The organism is Pseudobacteriovorax antillogorgiicola (genome assembly GCF_900177345.1).
Lineage (GTDB): Bacteria > Bdellovibrionota_B > Oligoflexia > Oligoflexales > Oligoflexaceae > Pseudobacteriovorax > Pseudobacteriovorax antillogorgiicola.
Map to the genome: position 1 here is coordinate 278,148 of NZ_FWZT01000004.1, position 24,332 is coordinate 302,479.

21 protein-coding genes are annotated in these 24,332 nt (G+C 44.6%); 11 read left to right on the plus strand and 10 right to left on the minus strand.

All coding sequences use genetic code 11. The features are described from left to right. Nucleotides 1-2 precede the first annotated feature (2 nt). Both B9N89_RS07320 and B9N89_RS07325 read left to right on the plus strand, forming a co-directional pair. The gene (locus B9N89_RS07320) at nt 3-1,019 is read left to right on the plus strand and encodes a DUF58 domain-containing protein (RefSeq protein ID WP_132316598.1); all 1,017 of its coding nucleotides are present in this window, start codon (nt 3-5) and stop codon (nt 1,017-1,019) included. Next, complete coding sequence (locus tag B9N89_RS07325; protein WP_132316596.1) at nt 1,012-3,099, plus strand: transglutaminase TgpA family protein; 2,088 nt, start codon at nt 1,012-1,014, stop codon at nt 3,097-3,099. The genes B9N89_RS07320 and B9N89_RS07325 overlap by 8 nt, the downstream gene beginning before the upstream one ends. Here B9N89_RS07325 and B9N89_RS07330 read toward each other — a convergent pair. Then, entirely contained in the window at nt 3,093-3,839 is a 747-nt protein-coding gene (locus B9N89_RS07330; RefSeq protein WP_132316594.1) for a hypothetical protein, read from the minus strand. The genes B9N89_RS07325 and B9N89_RS07330 overlap by 7 nt on opposite strands. 244 nt (nt 3,840-4,083) lie before the next feature. Between B9N89_RS07330 and B9N89_RS07335 the strand changes: the two genes are divergently transcribed. The 3 genes from B9N89_RS07335 to B9N89_RS07345 all read left to right on the plus strand — a co-directional run bounded on the left by B9N89_RS07335 (nt 4,084) and on the right by B9N89_RS07345 (nt 7,690). Further along, nucleotides 4,084-6,198, plus strand: coding sequence for a response regulator (locus B9N89_RS07335; protein ID WP_132316592.1), 2,115 nt, complete (start codon nt 4,084-4,086; stop codon nt 6,196-6,198). A gap of 16 nt (nt 6,199-6,214) precedes the next feature. Then, a complete protein-coding gene (locus B9N89_RS07340) occupies nt 6,215-6,799 on the plus strand; it encodes a YceI family protein (RefSeq protein ID WP_327354582.1) in 585 nt (194 codons plus the stop codon). Between the two features lie 96 nt (nt 6,800-6,895). Further along, nucleotides 6,896-7,690, plus strand: coding sequence for an Hpt domain-containing protein (locus B9N89_RS07345; protein WP_132316588.1), 795 nt, complete (start codon nt 6,896-6,898; stop codon nt 7,688-7,690). A 42-nt stretch (nt 7,691-7,732) separates the two neighbouring features. Here the strand turns inward: B9N89_RS07345 and B9N89_RS07350 are convergent, their stop codons facing one another. Continuing rightward, entirely contained in the window at nt 7,733-8,554 is an 822-nt protein-coding gene (locus B9N89_RS07350; protein ID WP_132316586.1) for a hypothetical protein, read from the minus strand. A 285-nt stretch (nt 8,555-8,839) separates the two neighbouring features. Between B9N89_RS07350 and B9N89_RS07355 the strand changes: the two genes are divergently transcribed. Together B9N89_RS07355 and B9N89_RS07360 are read left to right on the plus strand one after the other, a co-directional pair. Then, nucleotides 8,840-9,709: a hypothetical protein gene (locus B9N89_RS07355; RefSeq protein WP_132316584.1), complete on the plus strand. Its 870-nt coding sequence runs from the start codon at nt 8,840-8,842 to the stop codon at nt 9,707-9,709. A gap of 591 nt (nt 9,710-10,300) precedes the next feature. Continuing rightward, complete coding sequence (locus B9N89_RS07360; protein ID WP_159455219.1) at nt 10,301-11,647, plus strand: SpoIID/LytB domain-containing protein; 1,347 nt, start codon at nt 10,301-10,303, stop codon at nt 11,645-11,647. Nucleotides 11,648-11,727: 80 nt separating this feature from the next. Here the strand turns inward: B9N89_RS07360 and B9N89_RS07365 are convergent, their stop codons facing one another. The 7 genes from B9N89_RS07365 to B9N89_RS07395 form a co-directional block, all read right to left on the minus strand. After that, on the minus strand, nt 11,728-12,621 hold the full coding sequence (locus tag B9N89_RS07365; protein WP_132316580.1) for a Hint domain-containing protein: 894 nt from the start codon (nt 12,619-12,621) through the stop codon (nt 11,728-11,730). Between the two features lies 1 nt (nt 12,622). Beyond that, nucleotides 12,623-13,309, minus strand: a complete 687-nt coding sequence (locus B9N89_RS07370; RefSeq protein WP_132316578.1) for a hypothetical protein — start codon at nt 13,307-13,309, stop codon at nt 12,623-12,625. A 53-nt stretch (nt 13,310-13,362) separates the two neighbouring features. Further along, nucleotides 13,363-14,190 carry a Hint domain-containing protein gene (locus B9N89_RS07375; protein ID WP_132316576.1) on the minus strand — a complete coding sequence of 276 codons (828 nt, stop codon included), beginning with the start codon at nt 14,188-14,190 and terminating at the stop codon, nt 13,363-13,365. A gap of 144 nt (nt 14,191-14,334) precedes the next feature. Continuing rightward, nucleotides 14,335-15,153 (minus strand): hypothetical protein, encoded by an 819-nt coding sequence (locus B9N89_RS07380; RefSeq protein ID WP_132316574.1) that lies wholly within the window; start codon nt 15,151-15,153, stop codon nt 14,335-14,337. 53 nt (nt 15,154-15,206) lie between these two features. Then, nucleotides 15,207-15,965, minus strand: coding sequence for a hypothetical protein (locus tag B9N89_RS07385; RefSeq protein ID WP_132316572.1), 759 nt, complete (start codon nt 15,963-15,965; stop codon nt 15,207-15,209). 19 nt (nt 15,966-15,984) lie between these two features. After that, nucleotides 15,985-16,836 carry a hypothetical protein gene (locus tag B9N89_RS07390; protein WP_132316570.1) on the minus strand — a complete coding sequence of 284 codons (852 nt, stop codon included), beginning with the start codon at nt 16,834-16,836 and terminating at the stop codon, nt 15,985-15,987. Nucleotides 16,837-17,112: 276 nt separating this feature from the next. After that, entirely contained in the window at nt 17,113-18,846 is a 1,734-nt protein-coding gene (locus B9N89_RS07395) for a hypothetical protein (RefSeq protein WP_132316568.1), read from the minus strand. Nucleotides 18,847-19,256: 410 nt separating this feature from the next. Here B9N89_RS07395 and B9N89_RS07400 point away from each other — a divergent pair, with 410 nt between their 5' ends. From B9N89_RS07400 to B9N89_RS07415, 4 genes are all read left to right on the plus strand, one after another. Beyond that, on the plus strand, nt 19,257-19,742 hold the full coding sequence (locus tag B9N89_RS07400) for a hypothetical protein (protein ID WP_132316566.1): 486 nt from the start codon (nt 19,257-19,259) through the stop codon (nt 19,740-19,742). Between the two features lie 81 nt (nt 19,743-19,823). Next, entirely contained in the window at nt 19,824-20,819 is a 996-nt protein-coding gene (locus B9N89_RS07405; RefSeq protein WP_132316564.1) for a hypothetical protein, read from the plus strand. A gap of 12 nt (nt 20,820-20,831) precedes the next feature. Further along, nucleotides 20,832-21,644, plus strand: coding sequence for a hypothetical protein (locus B9N89_RS07410; protein ID WP_132316562.1), 813 nt, complete (start codon nt 20,832-20,834; stop codon nt 21,642-21,644). Continuing rightward, nucleotides 21,641-22,735 carry a hypothetical protein gene (locus tag B9N89_RS07415; protein WP_132316560.1) on the plus strand — a complete coding sequence of 365 codons (1,095 nt, stop codon included), beginning with the start codon at nt 21,641-21,643 and terminating at the stop codon, nt 22,733-22,735. The genes B9N89_RS07410 and B9N89_RS07415 overlap by 4 nt, the downstream gene beginning before the upstream one ends. A 69-nt stretch (nt 22,736-22,804) precedes the next feature. Here the strand turns inward: B9N89_RS07415 and B9N89_RS07420 are convergent, their stop codons facing one another. Continuing rightward, on the minus strand, nt 22,805-23,932 hold the full coding sequence (locus tag B9N89_RS07420) for a sigma-54-dependent transcriptional regulator (RefSeq protein WP_132316558.1): 1,128 nt from the start codon (nt 23,930-23,932) through the stop codon (nt 22,805-22,807). Nucleotides 23,933-24,332: the final 400 nt, after the last annotated feature.

The window sequence follows — 24,332 nt, forward strand, 5'->3', positions numbered from 1 at the left end:
GCATGTACTTCAAAGGTGTCAATCGTGGCCTTAATTTCACCGTACTGGGTCGTTACTTAGTAGCCATGACACTTGGCGTCGGTGCCATTGCTGTGTTTACTGGGGTCAATGGGATGTTTTTATTTCTGGGTCTTAGTCTTGGTATCTTTACGGTATCTGGCCTAATTTCAGAAAAAAATATCAAACACGTGGTGTTCCACATGAAATCGGCACCTCAATTTTTTGATGAGGGTAAGCAGGGACCTCTGCAATTTGATGTAGAAAATACCTCCAGGCAGCACAGCCTATTTGCAATTGATGCCAGCTTCTTCCTGACAAAGCCAAAGTTCTCATTTTGGGGCAAGAAGACTCTGGCTGCTGCGAAAAAGTTTGTTATCCAGATCAGTCCTGGAGTCAAGGAATCATTTGAAACTTACTTTGATCCGCAAGCGAGGGGCTATTTTGATCACCTTTATATCCATCAAAGTACAACCTTTCCGTTCGGGATTTTTTTAAAATATAGATTTCAAAAAGTTTGTGCCAAGATATTCATACTACCCAGGGTTGATGAATCGAAACTGAAACAATGGGAGCGTATTGCGCGGAACCTAGTGCATGCGCAGGTTGGAATGGATGAATTTATCGGCCACCAACCCTATGACCGGACGATTCCCTTTAAACTAATTGATTGGAAAAAGAATGCCGGTCGCGACATGGGCCAGTGGTATGCAAAAAAATTTAGTCATGAGGCCCGTCAACATAAGTTATGCTTGACCACCCCTAAGGAGTATGGGTCAGCTCTACATGGAGAAAACTTTGAGCTTCTCCTTAGGAAGCTTCGGACAGGATTAGAGGTTCTCCATAGCCGTGGCTTCGATCTTTCTCTGGATCTTCATGAATTGGGTCGGGCCAGTGGCTATCAAAATGCCATGATTGTACTTGCTATGGCTAATCCCAATAGGCCAGCAGAAAAACAAAATTCCCCATCTGGCCTGCGAATTAAAGTCACACTGGATCATATACAGGTGTTGCATGATTAGTGGGTACTTGACAGTCGAGCGTTACTATAGAACCAGCACTTGGGCCGCAGCATTGGTAGCTCTTGCTATGGCCTTTGTATCCGATGTATTTGCTGCTGAATCCAAGACTCTCCTTCCACTACTAATCATAGCTAGCTTGTTCAGCCTACGAAAGATGGGGAGCAGAGCCTGGTTGCCATTCCTTTTTCTAGCAGGATGGTTTGGTATTGTTTGGTCTTCGGTTCAAGTGGTATTAACCAGGGATGTTGTATTACTTGGCGATGCTCTAGCTTTTCTCATGGTTCTCAACCTTCTCCATCTTGATCAGAGGGGGCGATATACTATAGTTATGGGGGGAGGCCTGCTACTCTGCTTCAGTGGCTTAGTTTTAGAACCGGGAGTTCCTGGGTATCTTCTTTTTATCCTATACCTGCTGCTATCGTCTGTATCATTGAATAGTGCAAATATGTTTTTGAATTCTCAAACATTCCAAGATCGCAAGATGCGCTTGAAGAGAGAGTATTTTGTTTTTCTAGCGAGGTCTATGCCCGTCGGGATTATTATTGCGATTGGAGTCTTTGCTCTTTTTCCTAGAATCAACTCGATGGCGGTGGATTTGCCGTTCAATGTGAAACAACGCTTTAAGACTGGCTATAATGGTGAGATTAATTTAGGAGGTCAGGGCGAGATCAATCAAGATGATAGCGTGGTCTTGAATGTCACATCACCAAGACGACAATGGCTGAAAGATCGCGCCATGGATCTGTATCTTAGAGGCTCCAGCCTGGAGATTTTTGATGGCGTGCGCTGGCAAAAACAGACGAGTGAATTAAGGCCCTATAATCTGTTTCAACCCATATTCGACAATAAAGCCGACGATCGTCAAACAAGCGTTATTATGGATGTGGTTACCAACCCTCTACAAACCAATGTAATATTCCTTCCTGATGGCCGGTTCTCGCTGCGAAATATCTCCCGATCAGTCGGTCGACTGTTCTTCAACCCGATAGATGGTGGTCTCTACCGGGAATCAGATACACCCCTACGCTACCATTATCGTGTTCAAGTATATCCTAAAAAGGAGCCTCTTGATCTAAGTCTCAGTCAAGTGACTCAGAGGGTGGAAAACTCCAAGCCGAGCAAGCAAGAAAAAACCTACGAAGTGGACCAGGGGACCTTACCTTTGTTGCTTACCGTAACTCCAAATCTTTTGCAAGAGGAGTACTTTCAGCGTTGGTTAAAGAGGTTCTCAGTGGACAGTGAGGCGCGACTGTCAGATGTTTTTCGATCGATTCGAAATCACTTTAGACGAAACTACCGTGCGACTTTAATCAACCAATTTTCTAGCAAAGCGAGCTTTCGGAGCTTTATTGAGACGGATCGGTTTGGTCATTGCGAATTTTTTTCCACTGCAACTGTCATGTTATTCCGCCATCTGGGGATACCGAGTCGAATAGCTACGGGCTATCGTGGTGGCGACTATAATGAGGTTGCAGAAGCGGTCATGGTTCGCCAACTTCATGCTCATGCCTGGGTTGAGTACTACATTCCGGGTTCTGGCTGGTACATCTTTGATCCCACACCTCCCATTTCGGAACACTTTAATCGTAGCCAGTTACATTTCGTAACACGCTATGTACACGCCATGAATTTTTGGCTAAGTCGCTATCTTGTCGATTACAATTTACTAACACAACGGCAAATTCTAGGCAAAATGCGGCAAGCATTACCTGGCTCATTCCAAACGCCAGGAAAAAAAAACCGTCAATTCCTATATATCCTTTTGTTACCTGCTTTGGTTCTGGCCTTTTGGTACAGCAGGAAATTGCTAAAAGAGAGGAGGGCGGCACGACGTTATCCGCCTTACTTAAGAATCTTTCAGCGGTACCTTAAACGTAAGGGTTCTGCTATCGAGAAAGAAAACTATGAAACCTATAAAAACTACTGCTATCGAATTATTAGAGAAGGCGCAGTCTCTAAAACAATGGTACTTCGTTTGTTAGATATTCTAGAGAGAGATCTTTACGGCCCCGAGCATCTAAAAGATAATCTCGGGCGGCAAATCGATGATTTTTCGAAGCTTATAAAGGGAGATCAGTAGATGGCTAACTTGCTCTGATCTAGATTGATGGTAACTCCTGCTTGGGTATCAATCGTTTCCTCGGCTAGGACCTGCCATCGGTTGCCTTGGTCATGGGAACCGAGAATCTGAATATGACTAGGAGCACAAGCAACAAAAGCATCTCCGATAGCTGATGTTCCACCATCGATGAATACAGAATCGAGCAGTACAGCTTGATCGCCAAAAGAAACTTGGAACCAAACGTCGCTCAGAGCTAGGTGGGGTGACGAAGCGCTAAATGTCCCTTGCTCTGACCACCATCCAGCGCCAAAACCTCCTCCAAAAGCCTCGTATGGATAAAAATCAGTATAGTTTCCACTCGTTGACAAAGTCGCATCGAAGGGCCCAATTTTTCCTCGGTTTTGATTGGGGTCGGGGTCGTCAAGGGCATCCTGAAAGGTATCTACCAAGAGCTCCCCATCTATGGAGAAAATAAGCTTTGAGATATTTACAGCGTCTCCGGCGCAGGATTGCTTCATTTCCAATATCTTGATACGGTATAAGTGAAATCCCTCTATTACCGATGATGGATCATTTTGATCAGCTGTCATAGGTTCCTCGGGTACATAGGCAACCTCTTCGACAGAGTCTGTCTCTTGCTCATCCTGTACATCGAAGCCATGTCTTTCATCAAGCTTCGTCTGGGGCATTTGAGGCGCTTGGTAGTCACAAGCCAGATCGAAGGTAATTAGGCTAACAACGGGAAGCAGCGATCTCATACGATTCTCCTCTAAATTTGCTACTTTATCGGAGTATCATCTGTAAACTTGATAAAAAGTAACAGTTATTGGCAACTCCAAAAAAAATGGAGAAACTCACGCTATGTTGGTGTATTACTAGCTTGATTAGAATAACATCAGTACACTGTGTACCGTCTTTTTCTTTTGTGAGCAGAATCTCAGAGATAGGTCTCAATCTAAAGTTTTTCTATCCGAAAACAGAAGGACATAAGGATCGCCTAAGATGAAGTTCAAGGATACGAAAATAAAGATAGTAACGGTGAGCAGCAGCCCTAGTAAACGGCAGCTAGTCAACACCCATTTACGTAGCAAAGGTTACGAGGAAGTAAGTGGTGCACCGGATCTAAAAACTGTGGTCGAGCTTCTTGAAAATGAATCCATCCATTGGCTAATTTGCCCCCTAGCCTTAGGTGAACCTATCAATGCCTTGCAGATCCTTCAATATATCACAGAACATCCACGAGCGATGGATATGCGAATGACACTGCTCATCGGAGACGACGAGTTAAAGTATGTTGGTAAGGCTTTTGATTTGGGACTGCTGTCCTACCACGTTGGTCTAGAAGCGAAAACTGATGTGGAAGCTGCATTCGATGAGTTCATGAATCTTTTGGAAAGCTACAATGGCCGACAGGATCTCCTTGCAGCCCATTATCTTCGGCAATACCTAAAATTGGAACAAAGGCTAGAAGACTTGTTCACATTTGAAAAAAAGTTGCTCAAGCTGAATCCCGGTCAGGCGGAGCTTCTCATGTCTGTAGGTGAGGCACACTTTCTTCGAGGCGAGAACGAAAGGGGAGAAAACCTGTGCCGCCAAGCCTTATTGATCAACCCAGAACTTGAAGGGCGAGTTCAGCAGTACGCGAACGATTATGGTTTTGACTTGGAAAAGCCAGCTGATGATGATCAGGTTTGGAATATCCTGGGGGTCGAATCTTGTCTTGTGCTTGATCCACAGGATGAAGATCGGCGTCAGATCGTGGATTTTCTAAAGCACATGGGAGTGCCAGACATTGTCCAGGATAGCTCGCCCCAAAAAGCTATCGATCTACTGAAGCAAGGGAAAAGGTTTGATCTAATCATCTTTGAGTGGAGTTTTCCAGAAGTAGCTGGTCCAATATTAGTGCAGAGGCTTAGAGACATCCTTGGCTTTTCCATTCCGCTCACGGTAATCAATAAGGATCTTCATGAGCGTGACATGCCTATCCTTAGAGAGATGGGAGTTACTGATAGAATTGGCAAGCCACTTGACCAATCAAGTTTCTGTAAGGATGTGATTTGGATTATCAACCAGGATCGGCAACCAACTGAACCCGCTATGATTTACCAGAAGCTGATGCATGCCATCAAAGATAGAGACGAGGAGAATGTTGCATCGTTGAAACAAAAGTACTATTCGCATCCTTCCGTGAAGGATGAAGAAAAGTTCTTTATCGATGGCATGATCGCATTTCACTCCGGTCTTTACTTGGCGGCAAAGGAGTCAGCCCTCAAAAGCCTTAAGGCGGGAGGGCACTCTCTCGATGTTCTGAATCTTCTGGGGAAATCCATGATGAAGTTGAGGGAGTTCGAGGCGGCGTTGCGTTGCCTTGAAAATGCTCAAATGATCTCGCCAAAAAACATAGAGCGAATCTGTCAAATAGCGGAAGCTCACCTTGAGGCGGGGCGCGAAGATGAATTCGAAGCCAATCTAGACAGGGCACAGGACCTTGATGAGGAGCATACAGCGATCAAATCTGCTCAAGCAAAGGCCGCCTTGAAGAAGGGTGATCACGTGACATCGAAAAGTTTGATGTCCAGCTTGAACTCTCTAGAGGATATTGTTTCCTACACAAATAATCGTGCCGTTTCATTGATCCGAACCTCATCTTTCGACGAGGGAATCCGTTTATATCGCGATGCGATTCGGTCTGTTCCAGAAGATCGGGAGAAAATCCGAGGTATTATCGCTTACAACCTAGCGTTAGCACATATACGAGCAGGAAAGCTCGAAGAAGCACTGAAGGCAGTCGAAGGAGTTTCTTTATCAGATAAGAACTCCATCATTATTCGAAAAGTAGGAAACATTCGCGCTCGGCTGAAAAAGTCAATCAAGACTGGAGAAGAATTCAAGCTGAAACCCGTTCAAGAGCCTGATCTTAATGAGGAGCAAGACAAGCTCGACGAGCTGAGTCGGCAAAGTGAAGAGTTGTTTAAGAATTTGAAGGTAAAACCTGGAGATATCGGTTGTCACAAGATTTATGTGGAGCGTGCTGTCGATGAAGATATTGAAAAGATGCTTGCTGAGAAAATCGCCTTCAGACGCAAGGCAAGTAAAGCCGCTAAAAAAGCGTCTTAGAGAAATACTGCCCTTGGTGTTCCTAGTCGCTTGTATCTGCTCGTCGGATGCTCTCGCTGGCGATCAAATCTTTCGAGCCGACCAGCATTGTGTAGCTTGGCAGGCTCATAAGACAATGTTTCTATTTAAAACTTTCGACCCGGTTGGAATGAACTGTGATATTAGCGCAAAGTTTGAGCCCAGTGAGGAAGGACTTTCGCTTGTGGTCGAGGTACCCCTCCAGTCATTTGATAGTGGCGAAGAGACCCGTGATGCTGACGTCTTTGAGATACTTCAGGGCGAGGTGCAAGATCCCATGATATTTAAGTCAACAGCCGCACCCGATGAACTTTGGCACCAGATTGTTAAGCTTGGGCGAGGAATCGTTCCTGGCAAGTTGAAGATTGGCGACCAGGAGTTCAAAGTAGACTGTCCCGTAGAACTTTCACGAAGTGGCGACATCCTGATACTCAGTGGCAAATTGGAAACTCATTTCACAAGTTTCAAGATTGATCCGCCTACAGTCCTCGCAGGAGCTCTGGTGAGTGTTGACGACGCCCTCAAGCTGCACTATCGCCTACGGAGTGATAAGATAGGTGGATCTGACTTTCTTAGCAAATGATTCAGCAAGGTAATTGGGGATTTAAGAAAAAGGTTGAGTCTGTCGGGTGGACAACCGAATGTTTTATGAACAGCCCACGCTTGGAAGGTAGTTTGAATGATTCACAACCCCAGCGAAGACGAGGTCATTCTAGAATCCACTGACTTATGCCAATCTTTCTTCGATCAGCTAGGAGAAGATCTGAGTACCCTTGAGGCAGATCTAATCGATTTGGGTAGGGGGCAGCGAGATCCGGATGTGATTAGACGCACGCTGCAATTTATGCATTCAAGCAAGGGTACAGCCGGCGCTCTCAGTTACATTGTCATTTCTAAAGCTTTCCATCAAATGGAAGACATGGTTATCGCCTGGCAGAAGGAAGAAGGCCTATTCAACCTAGATTTTATGCTTGACCGGGTGGATCTGGTGCGCCGTACGATGGACTTGAGCCAAGATGCTAGCCTTAGCCGAGCAGCTTATTTGGAAGAATATGAGAAGCTCCGTGCCGGGCTTCGAAGGGCTGCCAGCAATAAGCCCCGAATTCTTATAATCGACTCGTTTCAAGCAACTCTCCTACTTATGAAAGAACATCTCGATAAGTATGACCTTGATGTTATGATTTGTAGTGATGGCTACCAGGGTTTAGGAAAAGTTCTTCACGATGCTATCGATGGAGTTGTTTGTGGAGGTATGATTAATGGGATTGATGGGCCAGCGCTGATTGCCGCTATTAAGTTGAATCCATCGACAAGTATCGTAAAAACGGCACTTATTACTTCAAAAGTGCGGCCGAAGCTTTTTGTTGAACCGGATCAGGTCGCTCATCGGACAGAAAAAGACCTTTCTTATTTGGCGAAATGGTTTCATGAAACCCTAGCCAAGGATCAAATGGCTCGCCAAGCGAGCGCCTGACAAACACTTCCCGATTTTCTTAACGATGTCCAAAGCATGATACTATTGCTGTGCTAAAGATTTAGGAGTCATATGGGGGTTCATGAGTTCATCGATAGCAAGGACACCCTCATAGGATAGGAGAGGCGCAAACTCAGGCATTGAGAGAACATCAGCAATGTCCCAGAACTCGCCGTCGACCACGACGTTACGATCCACAAGCCGAACCCCATGACTATAGTCAGCATAGTTTGCCCAATGCCAGATACTTAGGGGTTGAATCGTTTGGCTCTCACTTTGATGCCAGCCGTAGATTGCGATGCGATCCTTGGCTCTACTGAGTACGTTTGACAAGACTGTATCTTTCTTATGACCTGCCACGAGCTTATTATGATAGTCCTGAAACACAAGGCTAGCTTTGATCCCCTGATCATGTTTCTTGATATAAGAATTTCGGATCATACTCGGCCCGGGTTTCATGGTGGCTGGTTTTAGTTTTATATCCGCAGATTTATAGATCAGATCCACCATCTTTGGTGTGGGAAGGACCGCATTGTAATGCTTTGCTATCTTGCAGGCACTGATGAAATTGAAGGGCATAAGGAAAAAATCATCTTTCGATCCCAAGGCAAGGTAGTTTGGGCTGACGTAAAACGTTATCCGATGACCAAATTCTTCGACTGTTATAGGTTTCATACGGAATATAAAGTCCGGTATTTCACCCTGAATTGCCTTATCTAGCGCTAATCGTTCTCTTTTTGCAGGATGAACATCCCAAGTATCAACTAGGAATCCTGAGCCACTCGCTTCTTTGCTATAGGCAGAAAAACTAAACATTATCAACGGTAAGATACAGCAGGACCAAGCCCATCTCCGACTAAACATGATCAATCTCCTTTTCTTCTTATCTCAGGAGATGCAAGGAAAAGGCCAAGCTTATTTTCTAGAAAAAACTTGATATAAGTGGCTTCTTGGTGGCTAAGATTTAGCCAATGTAGCCCGTCACCCCGCTATCGGAAAAGAACGCTCCATGATGACCAAAAAGGCTTGTTTTTGCTTTTTAAAGTAAGGTTGGTGTCTTAGGAAAAGCCTCCCTTTTTATTACCCCAAGTAACATTAAATTTTTAGGCGAAAAAAGCCGATTAGGGAGTCGAAGGGGGGACTAGAGGAATGAACTCACTTTCCATGAGCATCGCATGTTTATCGTGCGCGGGCATCCTTGCCTACAGTTCCGTAAAAAATATAGATAATACTGTAACAATCCGAGAGCCTGATAGAACCTTGAAGGTTCGGCTTGACGACAAACCTAGGATCGACAAGGCAGTGGAGTTTTTGGGCAAGGTGCAGAAGCGCTTAGCTCGGGGGATCGCCAATGCTGCGGAACGAGAGGGGTTAAGCCTCAGTACTCGTAAAAACGATCCTAAGCTTCGTAACACGATTAGTTTTGATCTCACAATCAAGCCAAAACGAGAAAGCTGTATTATCGGGAGTCTAGACCTAATGTCTCTCCATAGTAAATATGTTGGTAGCGACGAGTTTCTTTTGACACTAGAGGATTTATCAAATGAAGCTCAATTCAAAATCGTTCATAAAACCAGCCTTAGCGAATTGATGAAGGGCAAAGCCTTTGAATTTCGCTTGCCACGGCGGCAGAAGCTTAGCCAGTATGGAATCTTTATATGTAGCCTGGGTAAGGGGCAAACCTGTAGTGATCATGCGAAAGGCGGGATGATTGATACCTTCCACGAGCATCGTCTCGTAAAACAGAAGGGCCGCAAATACTCGGGTCTCGATCGAATCTTTGCCTTTCAGCATTTATTGGTTCAAGATAAGAAAATTAGAGTTACGAATCAAAAGGCCGGACCAAAGCTATTCGCGATGCTGAGTCGAAGCTTGCCAGAACAGGAGCGAATTCGTCAGCAAGGGGCCATTAATCTATCAGAAAAGATTCAAAAGAAGACTTCTCCCACAGATATTGAAATCGAAGATGGGACGGTTACCATGGGGCTTGGTTATCATAAGCCGGGTTGCTTCCTTTAAGGCAAACCAAATTCTACACTACAATAAATTAAAGAGATAGGACGGGTGTCGAGCTGAAGCTCGACACGAATGTGATACGCTAACAAGTTGCTAGCGTAGTCTGAAGATAATTGTAGATGTTCGAGACACCAACAATCGAACTTCGCTCACCATAGCTTTTTTTTAATCCTCTAAGTCTTGCTATCATGACTCGACTCTCTTGTTGGTAAGGGGGTGGGCCTCCAAATCGTTTGTAAATAGGGCTGTAACTGCCTAAAAAAATTAGATCAATTGCAACCCGACAACATCTTCTCCTTCGGCTTTCATCATGGGTAATATTGAGAGGGAATCCACACCTACACATAGGGCTCATATTTTCAGTGGCTTACAGCTTATTATCACGACTTGTAATAGTTATCCTGTATGATTTACAGGACAGCCCGCCTCAGATTTTGACATTTTTTAAACAATTGTTTGATACTGATAAGTAATTGATATAAAAGCTTTCAAAGCGTGATTTGGCCCTGTAGTAGGGCAGATCTGCAATACGCGGCTTGAACCTCAGTCTTAAAGTGTGCTATGAAGGGTGTCACTTTGAAGGAGATTCGCGTATTGAATAAGCTGGTTCTGAGCTTGCTTTGGGCTCTTGCATTATGGATAACGACGGGAAGCTTGGCTGTGGTTTCAGCCGAGGAGTACAAGTTTAGGCTGAAGCTCTCTAAATCGGTTAGCATCAAGCCAAGCTCACGGATTCGTGTTCGAATCTTTCCTCATACCAAGAACTACAAGCCTCACGGTCGAGATACCAACATGTCTCAGGTGAAGCTGATAAGCGAAGCAAACTGTCGCGTGTACAAGGGAACCAGTAGTTATGCTGGTAAGAGTAAGCAGTTCCTAAAAGAAACTAAGTCCTTGGCACTCGATGCGAATACCATGACTCACCCATTATTTATCCGTTGTGCCAAGCCTGTGATCGTTGAACGAGCTAAGAACCTCACACCATTCGCCTATCGCGGCGATGTCTACGCTCGTGTTGTGAATCGCTCAGACGCAAAGACTCTAGAACTGATTAATATTGTTTCGCTGAATGAATATCTTAAAGGTGTTGTTCCATCGGAAGTTTACTCCCGATGGCCGATGGAAACACTAAAGACCCAAGCGGTTGCAGCGCGGACCTACGCTGTTTTTCATCTTGCCTTCGCTCGCCGTTATATCAAGCGTCGCCTCTGGGATGTTGACGATACTATTGCATTTCAAGCCTACACGGGTATTTCTCTAAATACGAAGCGAACGAATCTGGCAGTTGAGGAGACCAAAGGTCAGATCTTGACCCACGATGGCGATGTGATTCAAGCTTATTATCATGCTGATAGCGGTGGCCAAACTGAAGATGCGGCTGATGTCTGGGATTTAGAAATTCCTTATGTACAGGGACGGAAGGAGAGCTTCGATTTTGAAGTTTCTGATAGTGCCTGGCGTAAGACGCTCAATATTCGTACGGTGCAGAGCAAGTTGCGACGCATTGGATTTTTGGGGCGCCGTGAGAAGTTGGTCGATTTAACAGTTCCTGTAGCTGGTCGTACCGATAGCGGTCGAGTTAGGGTTGTAACACTCAAGTTAGATGGTGAAAAGACCCGTAACATCGAAATTGGAATGTTCAAGCGGGCCTCAGGCAATCTGCCATCGACTCTATTTGCCTTTGAGAAAGATCCTGCGAATCCAAAAGTTCTTCATATTAAAGGATTGGGCAGTGGTCATGGTGTGGGGATGAGTCAGCAAGGGGCTGCGATCCTCGCGAGCGATAAGGGTTGGAGCTACGATCAGATCTTAGATTATTACTATACTGATACGACCCTTTGTCGCTTGGGTAAGGGTGATAAAGATCTTCCCAATTGCTATAGTGAAGCTATGCGAATTAGCCGTAAGAATAAGCCAGAAGTCAACGCAAACGCTAGCTAGCATCGATTCTCATGTGGATAGGATAGAAAAGCGATCTAGGCTGATGATCAACCCAGATCCGAAATCATATTCGCTGACAGCTATTGCTGATGATCGATAGCATCTAGTATGGCAACCATACTAAGGATGCGTTTGTCAGTGAGAGATAGAAACTGTTGCCAGGCGTTATCACCCATCTTGAAGTCGTTTGGATAGACAATGCGGCTTCGACTTATCATATCAAAGTTTACCGTTTGTCCCTCGTAGGCGTGACTACTGATTGATGTGATAAGCTCATAATTTCCATTCGAACGGATTAAGAAAGCTCCTTCTGGAACATCTTCCGCTTTAGTCATGAATTGCTCACCACCATCTTGGTCTGCATATACAACAGGATGTGCTGACGTCAATGTTATGCTTTTGCCAGACTCTGTGGTGAAGGTATATACATCCTCAAACTCGGGTCCCATCATTACATTATCGATAGGAAAGAAGTCGATCTCGCTTAATCCGAAAGAATCACCAGACTTTAAGAGCAATTCCGCTAAGCGGGATTGGTCTCGCCATTCTACCAGCTGCCAAGCTGTCATTTCACCAAGGTTTGTTTCAAAGACGGTTTCTTGAGCCACACATCCACACTGGCAACGCATAGCGGTGCCATCGATTGATACTGTAAACCAATAGCCCGATCCAAGAAATCCAGAACAAGTACCGCCAGCAGTTGGAGGACAGGCCTCCTTTTTACACATGTTCCGGGCCATAATTTGGCTGGCTGACTGTTTGCAGCGAGTACCAGCGGGCTCTAGTTGGCAAATATCAGATCTCATCTCTGCCGGTGTAGAACAACGGCTTCCCCCTGCGGTAGCAGCTAACTTCTTGCCAATGAGCTTGCGATAATCGCCGATATCAACCAGGCGTTTTACGGGTGAGAGACTAAAGCTTTGCTGACTCATGACAAAGAAACTAAGGAACCAAAGACTGAGGATGTACTTCATGCTACTCTCCTAAGCTCTGAGTGACGATTCGCAACTTGTAAAGGTCAAAGTCACCTTCAACTAAGTTACAAAGGGATACCCTCATATTTCTAATCTTGTGATCAAAGCGATGGCTTCTTAGATCTCCCAAACTAACTTCAAAATCGCGGCCATCAGATGACCAGATAGCTATGGTTGGATCTTCAGCAAACATATAGCCGCGTCGCCACTGAACCGCCGGCACTTGATGGATTCGTTGGTCAGCTACCCAATTGCCATTGCCAGTGTAGTCCATTTCGAAGTCGAGACGGACTTCAAAAGTAGGCTCAAAGCGCACTTGATCCGCATGGGACACATTGGCGAAGTAGGCAGTTTGTAAAGCATCGAGTTCGATATCAACTCGGGAAGGGCCAGATAAGTTGATAGCATTCTTTTGAATAGCAAAACACCTGGGCCAACGTTTATAGGATCTCATGCACTGCGCTGTATTTTGTGGGTTCCAGCATCGCGCAAACATATTTAACCACAGCATCGGTCGAGCGCCGACCTGGTCATTGTAGTAAACACCTTTACCAGAGGGTACTTCGAACTCAGAGATGTCATAGACCACTGAGTTCTCAGGAAATCCAATTTGATCACCGTCCTGCACGATGTCCGCATGGGAGATGTTCGAAAGTAGAATTGCTAGCATGCCAATCATAAGTTTCATTTTTTTCCCCTTTTTTATTAAGCACGCCTAGGAGGCGTGCATTTGTAAATCTTCTATTGTTGATTCGCGAGTGCTTCTTGGATATCACCTACTGTTAGAACGCGAGCGTCATTCATTAATAGATACTGTTGCCAGGAATTATCACCAGTTTTGAAGCCATTGGTGTATACCATGCGGCTTGGGCTCATTGCGGTGAAATTGACCGTCATACCATGGTAGGGATGAGTGTCGATTGAGACGATGCGATCATAGCTTCCATCTTGGTTGATCAGATAAATGTGATCACCTGTAGGAACCTGGCTCGCAGGGCCCATAAACTCCTCCTTAGTTTCTCGATCACCCTTGGCAAAGGCAACGGGGTGACCTTCGGTCACAGTTAAGCTCTTTCCTGTTGCAGATATAAAGGTAAATACATCTTTTTCTTCGGGACCAGCGATGACGTCTTCGATTCCATAAAATCCTGTGGCACCACCCCCAAAGTCTTCTTGGGACAAAAGCTTCAAATCTTCGGCACTATCTTGATCACGAAATGCCAGAAGCTCGGTTCCTGTAATCAGACCAAACTCGCTGACAAATTCTGTTTCTTCAGCGCTACATCCGCACTGGCAGCGAAGGGAAACAGCATCGATGCTGACGGGAAACCATTTACCACTACCCAGAAATCCCTTGCAACCTCCACCGATAGTAGGAGGGCAGGCGGCGGCGGTACACATATTTTGAACCATGACCCGCGCAGCGCGATCCACAGAACAACGGGTACCAGCCTTTTCTAGACTACAGATATCCTCGTCCCAGTCGGCGGTGGTACAAAGAGTAAAAGCGAATAGGGGAGATCCCCAGAGCAATGTTAGTAACAATCCTAGCTTTACAAAAATCTTCATTGGACAAACTCCTAGCTAGGCCTGTACATAAATGACAGGCTAGCACTTGGTCGCGCTGCATCTGCTTCGCGACTCGGTTCATTGTAAGAGACGAAAAATGGGGCAGGTTCGGACTAAAAAATTAGATGCGATTCACCTCCTCACTCACTCTTCAATTGGGGTTCCTTTTAAGCTATTGCTAAATAAGAATGATGCTCCCGTGCTCAAGCTTAACCTATAGCCAAAGCCGATCTGGGGAAGTAGATACGGCTGATTTGGATTGAAGAGATTGCGTACTTGTAGCATTTCATTTTTATCACTGGCGACTACGATGTCTAGGCGACAAACATCAGCATAGACACCTTCACAAATTGCGGGGTGTTCATAGACTTCAGTTGAAACCTCTTTCGTGATCTCGCCTGGGAAAGGATTGTCTAAGAATTCACCGATTTGAACATCAGTGTCTCCGTAACGGATGAATACGCCATCGCCCTTGGTTGCGAAACTCTGGTAATTGCTGGGATCTTGAATTGTCGCATAGATCGTGGCCTCGGAGCTTGGGTCTAAACGCAAGGATGCACCATAGTCCACATCGAGGCTGTCTTGCCCTTTGATAACCATCCCTAAGTTGAATTTAGTTTTTTCTTCATCCAGGAAGATCGGACCGTTATTTTCCCAGTCCTGATTAATGAAAAGCCGAGCAATGAGCTTTGTATCAGGAATCATCACCGACTCATCGGTGTTCGATAAAGCCCACTTTGAGACCAGCAAGCACTTGCCTGATTCGTCTCCTAGAACAAAGGCACATGGATTGTTCAAGTCAACCTGAGGTGGCAGCTCTTGGCTTGGGTCGCCGGAACTATTGTCGCTGTTTTGATTACCGGTAGAACTAGCTGGGTCTTGACTGTCTCCAGGGCTATCGGCACAGGCCGCAAGACTTGAAAACATCAGAGCATAGGCTGCTCCAAGAACTTTCATTTTCATAGATCACACTCCTTGTTAAAAATATGTCACTTACACCTAGTGAACTTCCTATGTTAATTTGGCATATCATAGCTTGGGTAAACATCCCGAATACGTTGCCGAGCCTGGTCTTTTGGCATCTGGGCAAGTAAAAAGCCTGTTTCAATATGTACTGCAGCATAGCTTCTATAGATAGGGTCTTTAATTGCACTAAGTTTGGCGATAGCTGCGTCAGGATCATAGCGAGCCAGGGCTTTCAGAACTTCAATATTTTCGTTTAACTTCATCGCTTTCACTTTGGCTGGCTTGATATGATCGATGGGCTGCTGTAAGTACTCAAAAACGCGAAACCTGGTCATCGGATCAAATTTCATGCGATAGCCCAAGTAGTCGACTAATGCCAGCCTCTGACTAAGCTCATGGGTATCATACGGATTATGAGACAGTCTCTGAAGAATAGAGGCGACCCCACGGTGGCCCCTTTGATTCAGATTCGCCAGAGTTACCCGTATTTGTTCATCATTGAGACTGCGAACGCTGCCCATGAACATGGCCTCTACTTCACCGACGAACGCTTCTTCCTCTTTAGCGGGGAGGGGTTCGAAGACAAAATAATCGGTTTTGGTGGGATCTTCATTGCGGTTACTAGCCTTCTTTTCACTTGAAGGTTGAGGTTCCACACGGGCTGTGTTCTCAGCAAGTGGTTCTGTCATGGTGCTCGGCAATAGACTTGTATCCTGATGGCCAACCTCAACTCGCTCATTTTTGTAGATCAAAGCTAGGATTAGCAATGCAGATCCGAGTCCGACTGTAGCTATTTTACTAGTGCTCATGATCGATCCTTTCTTTCAGTTAGATTGGGAGCCCGCTAAGACTGTCTTCAAGCTTGCGATTGGGGGCAATGTTCCAAGTTGTAAATCGATCTTGAATTCGTTGGCCTTCCTGCTTCTCATCCTGAAGTTGATTGAAGTAATGAGAGGAAGCGCTTTGAGATGCGAGATCGATGGTTTGAGGAGTAAACGGGCTCGGCCGGCCTCTCAATTTAGCTCTCAGCACAATTTCTAGAACTGAGAAATCGTCGGCAGCATCACAGGCATCGAAGTTCGAGGAGTCTTCCATGCATATTTCATCGTAGTATTGCTTTGCCTCAACTATGCTACTCAACATGATGTTTGATTTGGTAACATCCCATGACTCGTATTCCTCAAATGATATGGCTTGAAGGTAGAGGTCCAATGTGAGATCGATGATCTTAGCTTGGGAGATAGCTTCTTGGCTCCAAAGGTGAAGGGTATTATCGGAGGGAGATTTGTTTACGTTCTCATCTACAATAAGTTGACAGCCGGTCAAAAACGTTTTTCGATAAAAGTCGTCTTGGTTGTATGACAGTGCCACACCTTGACGACTGACGACGTTCGTTAGAGATTGCCAGTCCTGTCCCCTCCGCAACTCGTATGTTCCCATGTTGGTTTTTAGTGAGATAGGAGCGCTGTGGCCCCGGCATTGGTATTTGTATCGGATATCTAGGGATACTTCAAAATCTTCTGTAGCAGGGATAGAGAAGGGCTGAAGAGAGCAGCCGGTAAGGGTTCTACCTGAGTCGAAGTCACACTGGATTAAATTGGCAGATGCCTGCGCTGATGGTCCTAGGCTGACCAGAGCAGCGGTAGTTAAGAAAATTTTTTGGTATTTTTTCTGAAACATGAGAACTCCAGTTGTTTGTCGTTGTCACTATTTATGGAGATAAAAGCAAAGTCCATTCCAAAAGATGATTTTTGATCGAGAATAATAGAATTGGCTTTATATGGGGGTTTATTGCTTAGAAAGCCTTGAGCTGATTAAAGTCAAGAGAGGCTGTTCAAATTTTTGAAATCGACCTTGTTCAAAATACCGAACAAAAGGTTCTCGATCTTGCACGGTGAATAATAAAAAGGCGAGTCTTCTTTAGACTCGCCTGTGTTGGAAGTGAAGCTCTATGGGCTAGTTTTCTAGGGGTGTGAATTCAATACCAGTGGTTCGCTCCATCACTTGAACTTGATCAACGGTATCTGTTACCCAGACGTTGTTCGTTCTTTTGAAGTTAGACACTGTTTCCTTGCGACCAAAGATACTATCGAGCCCGCCTATGATCCAGCTGCCGACACGGCAGTAGCTGTACCAACGACACCATGAGTTGTTTCTCATAGAGCTTGAGATCGCGCCAGCACCAGTTTCTTTTGGCATCTCCATCAATGGGGGAGGAGTCATGGTCTTGTTCACCTGAACCATGGCTAATTGAGTCATTGCTCGCTCGATCAGACCAAGTTTTACGTCACGAGAAATCTGCTCTTGCTCAGCAGGTGTATAGTTGAACTCAGGATCATTCGCATCGAATTTTATGGTGAACCAATCGCTAGAATTGCCATCTTCGATGATACTATGAATATTCTTGGCGCTGAAGAAGCCTCCTTTCTTCTTTTTCTTCTCAACACGTTTCACAAACTGTGAAAGATTATAACGAGCAGTATACTTACGTCTCGTTTTGATAGGGTAAGTGTAGAGCGCGTTTACGACAAGGTAAGAGCTAAGTTCATCATGGTTGATGGTATCTGAACGAGGAGTATTAGGGCCTTCTGGGAAATATGGGCAGGCGCCGATGTTACTAAGAGTGATTTGACCACTGAAGCCTGCATCTCCAGGGCCTAGGAATGGCTTGGGCTGGGGGAGAGTCTCTTCACTAAGAGGCTCTATGGGAGTTTCACCCGAAGGAAAGGCTGCATGATCTTGTGTGGAACCTGGGATGCTCGCGTGAAGCAGAACAGGCAATGGATTGTCAGTGCCATCGATAAATGACGACGATGCTACTCGCGCCGAAATCAAAGGAACTTTGGTGAAGAATAGGCCAGAATCTCTGTTGAGATCCCGGTATTCGTTTTGAATCTGGGCCCAACGAACCCGGTAGGACAGTTGTCCATCAAGGGCGCGCATGGGAGCATATTCTTTATAAAACTCAGCTCGTCGTGTCTCAAGATCATAGAGGCGATCGAGAAGAGCAAAGAGAGGGTCCAAGGATTCAGCTAGGGAATCCGTTAAGCGCTTTACATCGCGATCAGCAATGTCAAATGCTGTTTCAGCATCGCGAAGTTCTGCTAAGATCGGATTGTAGGTACCTGTGATAAATTGAACCAAATCATTCTTGACAGCTTCAACAGCTTGCGCTTCAGCGTTGCAGTCTTCTGGACTGTTTATCAAGGTACAAGTGTTGTAGTTTTGCTTTGCTGTAACAAGCTCATTTTTCTTCTGAGATAGTTGCATCTCAGCGTCGTCAAAACGTCTCTTCTTGTCTTGATAGTTGGCGTCAGCAAGATCACGAACCTTACGCAATTCATTGAGCCGTTCTTCTTGAGGCTCGAAATCGGCTATCATCCCTTCAATAGTATCTGCTGTTCTTTTGATCGATCCAGAGATAGATGAAGAGGTTTCAGCAAGCTCTAAGACAGCGGGGCAAAATCCTAGATTTGCAGTCCTTGCAAAGTTTGATAGTGATACAGTGCCTGTTTCTGGTGGTAGAACATAGGCTGTACGACAGTCCTCATCAAAGAGAACGCCTTGAGCATTGTCAGGATGGACAATGCCATCAGCCTTGTTCGCACAATTGTTTGATTGATAAGGAATCGCTGAAGCACTGCTTGCAAGCAGCACTCCACCAGCAATTCCCAAAAGTCGATGTTTCATTGAGACCATAATTTTCCCTTTCAATGAGATGATCTTGAATTGCACATTGCAACAGTGATGTGTTGCGAGTCATGCCAAACCCAGAAAACATTGGGAGTAGGCTTGAATTGTATTGAGTCTTTAGCAAGTCACATGCCATGAATAAAACCAGCTTCGATGTAAAGTCGTGGCCTTGATTTTCGTGACTATCTAAATCTAAAGGGTTCGATTTATATCTCTGATTAAGGTCTAGTCATGACCATTGTTCAGAATTCGGGATATTTATAACCGAATTTAGAACTTCATTTTGACCAGACAAGGTTTCGTAGCGGAAAAAGAGGGGCTAGAGGGCCTATGATTTTTGGTACGAGATTTGCTGACTCTGTGGTGCTCGCTCAATTGAATTTTAACGGAACAAAGGAAATTCGTCGATGAAACATAAAGCCGGAGTGATTGCTTTATTAGGATTTGGCTTGATCGCCATAGCCTTTTATTTGAGCCAAAAAATCGTTCAGCAGAAATCACCAGCAGAACAACAGCTCCATCGGGAAAATGAAGAAGCTGTGTCAACCGCGCCAGTGAGTGTTGAAGTAGAAGAAGTGAGGAGTATAGAGCCTACTGAAGATCTCGAAAACGAGAGCGCCAGAATCCAGGAAACTTGGGCTTCGATCCCCACAATGGATACCGAAGAGCTGAAAGAGGAGCTGCAGTCTCATGAGGAAGAGATTGAGCGAGATGATGTTATCAAAAGACTGAATCTAGACGGTGAAGTAGCATCTAAAGAACGCGAGTACTATGGGCGTAAGTTCAAGAGAATGTCAGATCTCAGGGTTGCGATAACGAATAGAGATCTTGAAGGAATCAAAGCAGATCTTGCCGCACATAAACTTAAACTTCAAAATCAGAATGAAGATTAGAGTCGGTAACGACAAAAAAATGAAAAACACATCGAATACTTGATGTGCAATAAAATATTATCAACGTAAGGAAATTGATCGATGAAGAATAGCAAAATACGAGGATTTCTAGCTATATTAGGAACTCTCGCGGCAGGTTCAGGGCTGGCCACACCTAAATTAATTGAAGTAAAATTATCTCCTAGTGTTAAGTTGAATGCGATGGTCGAAGACTCTGGACTCTTTTCTATAGTTGACTATCCTAATATACTTGATGGTACATTCAGCCTGAATCTTATTGGTAGTACATTTGGTAACAACTTGGATGACGGTACTTGCAGTGCTGTTGGAACTCAGGTTCGGATGTTGGACCTGCTTCCCCATCGCCGTGCCGAAATCATGAGAAAGCTTCGCGAGGAAAGTGCGGTTCGCATCGATTCTTCTATTGCATCCTACTTAGACCAAACTCTTATTCGCCAGCAGGTGAAACAAGTTGCCGAAAACGCGGGTATTCAGGCTGGTGCATTCGTTCATCGCAACCCCTATGTGGTCGGTACCGTAAATGTGAGCTTAAACTGGGAGTCTAGTGCGCTGATTCAAAAAGTAGGAGCCACTGAAGATCTGAAAAAGAGCCTTGAAGATATCTTCAGTATTCCTAGCCCCGTTGGTGGGCAAGTTTCAGGACGTATTCAAGCAATGGACTTAGCTTGCGACCTGCGTTCAGGAAAAGCGCATATCAGTGTCGATATTTCCGGAAGCTATCCAAAGTATTCCTATGAGTTTCGAACGCTTTTCGATCAAACATTGGCTCAGGATAGCTATCAGAACTTAACTTTATGGGAGCAGAGCAATAAGGACGTTCTGGATGATCTGGCTCCTAGCCAAAGGTCTTTGGTCAACGGCGTGGCCTTAGCGAACATTCTACCCGACGATACAACCTTCTCTCTTTTTGAGATAATAACACTGTCGAACTTCTACTTTGATGAGATCGGTTCGCTTAAAGACCTTAGTCTGGAAGACTTTTTAAATGGAGTTCTCATTCAAGATCCCCCTTCTGAAGTCGAGCATATTGCTAATAATCAACTCAATCATCAATAGTCGGAGCGAGCAATGAAAAGATCATTATATCGCAATATCCTTAAATTATTCTTCACTTTACTAGCGCCACTATTCTTCTCACATGGAGCAGCAGCTCAAAACCCATTAGAAGTGTTTTTAGCAGCAGCTGCTCAAAATCGCTGGGAAGTTCCTAGACTCATTAGCTCCGTTGGCAACTCACACGATTGGTTGACTGGTAAAGCTCATCATCATGAGCCTCTAACTAGCACGCCCATTCCAAACTGTAGCGAAGTTCAAAGCAATCACAAAGCTATGAAAGATCTAGTGGCAGAACTTACAAACGTTTTGCAAGAGATGCAAGATCTTCTCAAAGTAATTGATGAAACATCAGATATAGAAGAGCTTTTTAAATTACTCGATGAACTTGATCTACTTCTACTTAGACAACTAGAAATTAGGGATCAGCTGAATGTTGTCTTTCCAGCGAGTTACCAAACAATTGATCGTCTTATGGAAGTATCATGGGATTTGCCCCAGGTAGAGGACTTAGGATTAGATCCAGATCAATGGCAAATAGTCTCTGCCCGGCTAGAGCCGACTCGAATCAGCTTGCCCAGCTGGGAATGGCAGGAGGGAGACATTGAACCGATTCAGGAGATAGATGAATGGCATGAAGGTCCTACCCTAGAAAATGGCGCGATCCGGGTCACTCGTTGGGCTAATCCACTTTATGGCTGCGTCGAAGTAAACGATATTCGAATGAGAGCGACTTTAGAAATCACGTTGCAGAATCGAGAAAATAGAATTCTTAATGTTGAAGCTAAAGGAGTTTTTCTATCCCGAAGAGGAGGGAATGAATTATGAAACGTAGGATTTTGATTCTAACTTTGAGTCTTGGGGCTAGCCTTATTACAGGCATCCAAGCTCAAGCCGACAGTCGGCAGGATGCAAAAGATACTCTTAACGCTACAATAGGTTCTCGAACACAGCTTGATAAGCTGTGGAGATTGGAAGAAACTTACCTCTCTAGTGAATCACGGTTTGTAATCCTCTCAAAAGAAATTACAAAACGGGCTTCATTGAGTCTTGAATCTATTGCTTCGCTTGAAGAGTCCCTGAACAATAATCCGTCTCAGATTAAGGGCTATATTGAGTCAGAGTTAGAGAAAATAGAGGTCAATATTGAAGACCTTATTCAAGTTACACAGGCTTCTCAGAAGCTTTCGGATTCAGCAATGATCTCTTTCAAGGCGATAGTTGATAAAAGTATTGAAGATTCTTTGGTCTTGGAACAGTCCATAGCCTACCTTGCAAAAGATTTTATGAGGCGTATTTCAGATCAAACTATCAAAAATGAGCAGGTTCTTTCTAGCGTAAAGCAAAGCTTTCGCCTTGCTGCCCATAAAGTTAGTCGCTACCTAATTGAGTTGGCTGCCGGAACAAGCCAGGAAAACCTTAAAAGATCACTCTACCAAGTGGAAGCTCATTTATCATACCAAGCACATCTTAGTCCATTGATTCGAGAGATGAGACTATTCGATAGCTTGCTTGACCGGCAAATTTTGTCATTTCTTATTTTCAGGAGTGAGCAAACTCTTACAGAGATGCTTCGGCTTCAAGCTCATTTTGATGATGTCCTAGCTAGTATGGTGCTCCCATCTGCTATGAAGCAGGAGGCTGCGCGAACAATAGAGCAATTAATTTCTCAGGCTCATTCAAAATTAGATAGTTTGCGATCATTGGGACCAAACAAAATTGATCTAGTTTTAAAGGCGAAGCGACGATCTCAAAGGCTCGTTGCAAGAGAATGCCGAACCCCTAGTCAAAAAGTTGATTGCGAACTTTATGACGTTTTGATAGGGATCAATAGCGAGGCTCTCAGGTCTCTTCCTCAAGAGGTGCTAAGGCAGTATGAGTTCGCATGGGACTATCTAAGAGGGCAGGTTCAGATTTGAAGTAAATCTGAATAAAAAGCCGCTGCTTCCTTCGATCATTGGAAGCAGCGGCTCCATAGCTCAACTTGTTTAGTCTAGTAGTGCTTGGTTATCACGATACTTGGCTCGCTTGATATGAAACTGGGTTCTTGATATTCGTAGAGCTTCATAGGCGCTAGAAATTTTTCGATGACGTTTTAATGTCGTTTCAATCATAAATTTCTCAAAGAAACTCATAAACTTAGTGAGAGGGATATCTTGTTGAGACGCTAGGTGCAAATAATCGATGGCTTCATCAAGTTGGCTGTCTTTTTCATCGGGTTTTTTCGTGCCTGGGCAAAGCATTGTCTTGAAAATGGGAAGGTTCTTTGCTTTTATGGGAATACTATCAATCTGAGATTTAATGACAAGGTTGTCGAGTACTTTATACAGCTGGCGGATATTCCCTTGCCAATAGAAACTTTGACATAACTTAACTAGATCGTGAAACTCCTTGTCCGGAATGGATTCTGCGATGTGTGGCACCTTGCTGAAGTACAGGCGAATGAGTGTGGCGAAGTCATCTTGTCGTTTTCTTAAGGGGGGAAGGCTGATGTCGATTCCAGTGAGTCTAGATCTAAGATCTAGGAGAAATCTGCCTTGCTCAACTTCACGATCGAGATCTTTCGTACTAGCAACGATGATCTTAAAGTTAGATCGCTGCTCTTTTACTTCACCAATACGGGTGTAAGAACCATCGTTTAAAACCCGCAAAAGTCGTTGTTGACTTTCGAGTGGTAGGTAATGGATTTCATCGAGGAAGAAAATTCCACCGTCAGCTTCGCCAATAAGGCCTTTGGTGCTTTGATCAGCGCCTGTAAAGGAGCCTTTCCGGTGGCCAAAAAGTGTGGATGTTACCAAGTTACCATCTAAGTTCGCGCAGTTTGCAGACACAAATGGCGTTTTTGGATCTCGCAATAGACAGGCTTTGTGAATGAGCTTGGCGACCTCTTCTTTGCCGGTCCCGGTTTCTCCCATGATGACTACGGGCAGACTACTTTGGGAGCTGAAGCGAATAGCCGCAAGATCCTTATGTCTAAGTAAAATTCCCTCTAACACGATGCTAGGCTTCTCGATGGATTTTTGAGTTGCACTGAAGTATTGATCAAGTTGGTCAACAGTGAACGAGTGGGGTTGACCAAACTCCAGATTAGTTGGTTGGCTATAGCTTAGTTCCAAAATCCTACCTCCATAATACAATACCGAAGATGCCGCGTGATGAGCATCACCGCATCCATTTTGATCAGCTTGCTGATCCCTTAGCAGTCTCTACTTCTATAGTAAGCGAGCGGCATTTTCGGTCTCAACCTTAGCTGAGACCGCTAAGAAATACGCATTTTTACGAAACTATAGTGATAACTTTCTGATAACTCTCTTCTACTAAGCCTGACACTGAAGTTTGTTTTTATTGCATATATTCTTTGTCTTGTAGCAAACTAATAGGCTTTATATTCACTTAACCTTCCGTCAGATTATCTGTTAGTGTATGAGCATCGACTACAAACAACTCCTAAACACGATCTTCTATAATCTTCGAAGCGAGAGTTTTTTTGAAAGAAACCCTGCTCACCTGATTTCA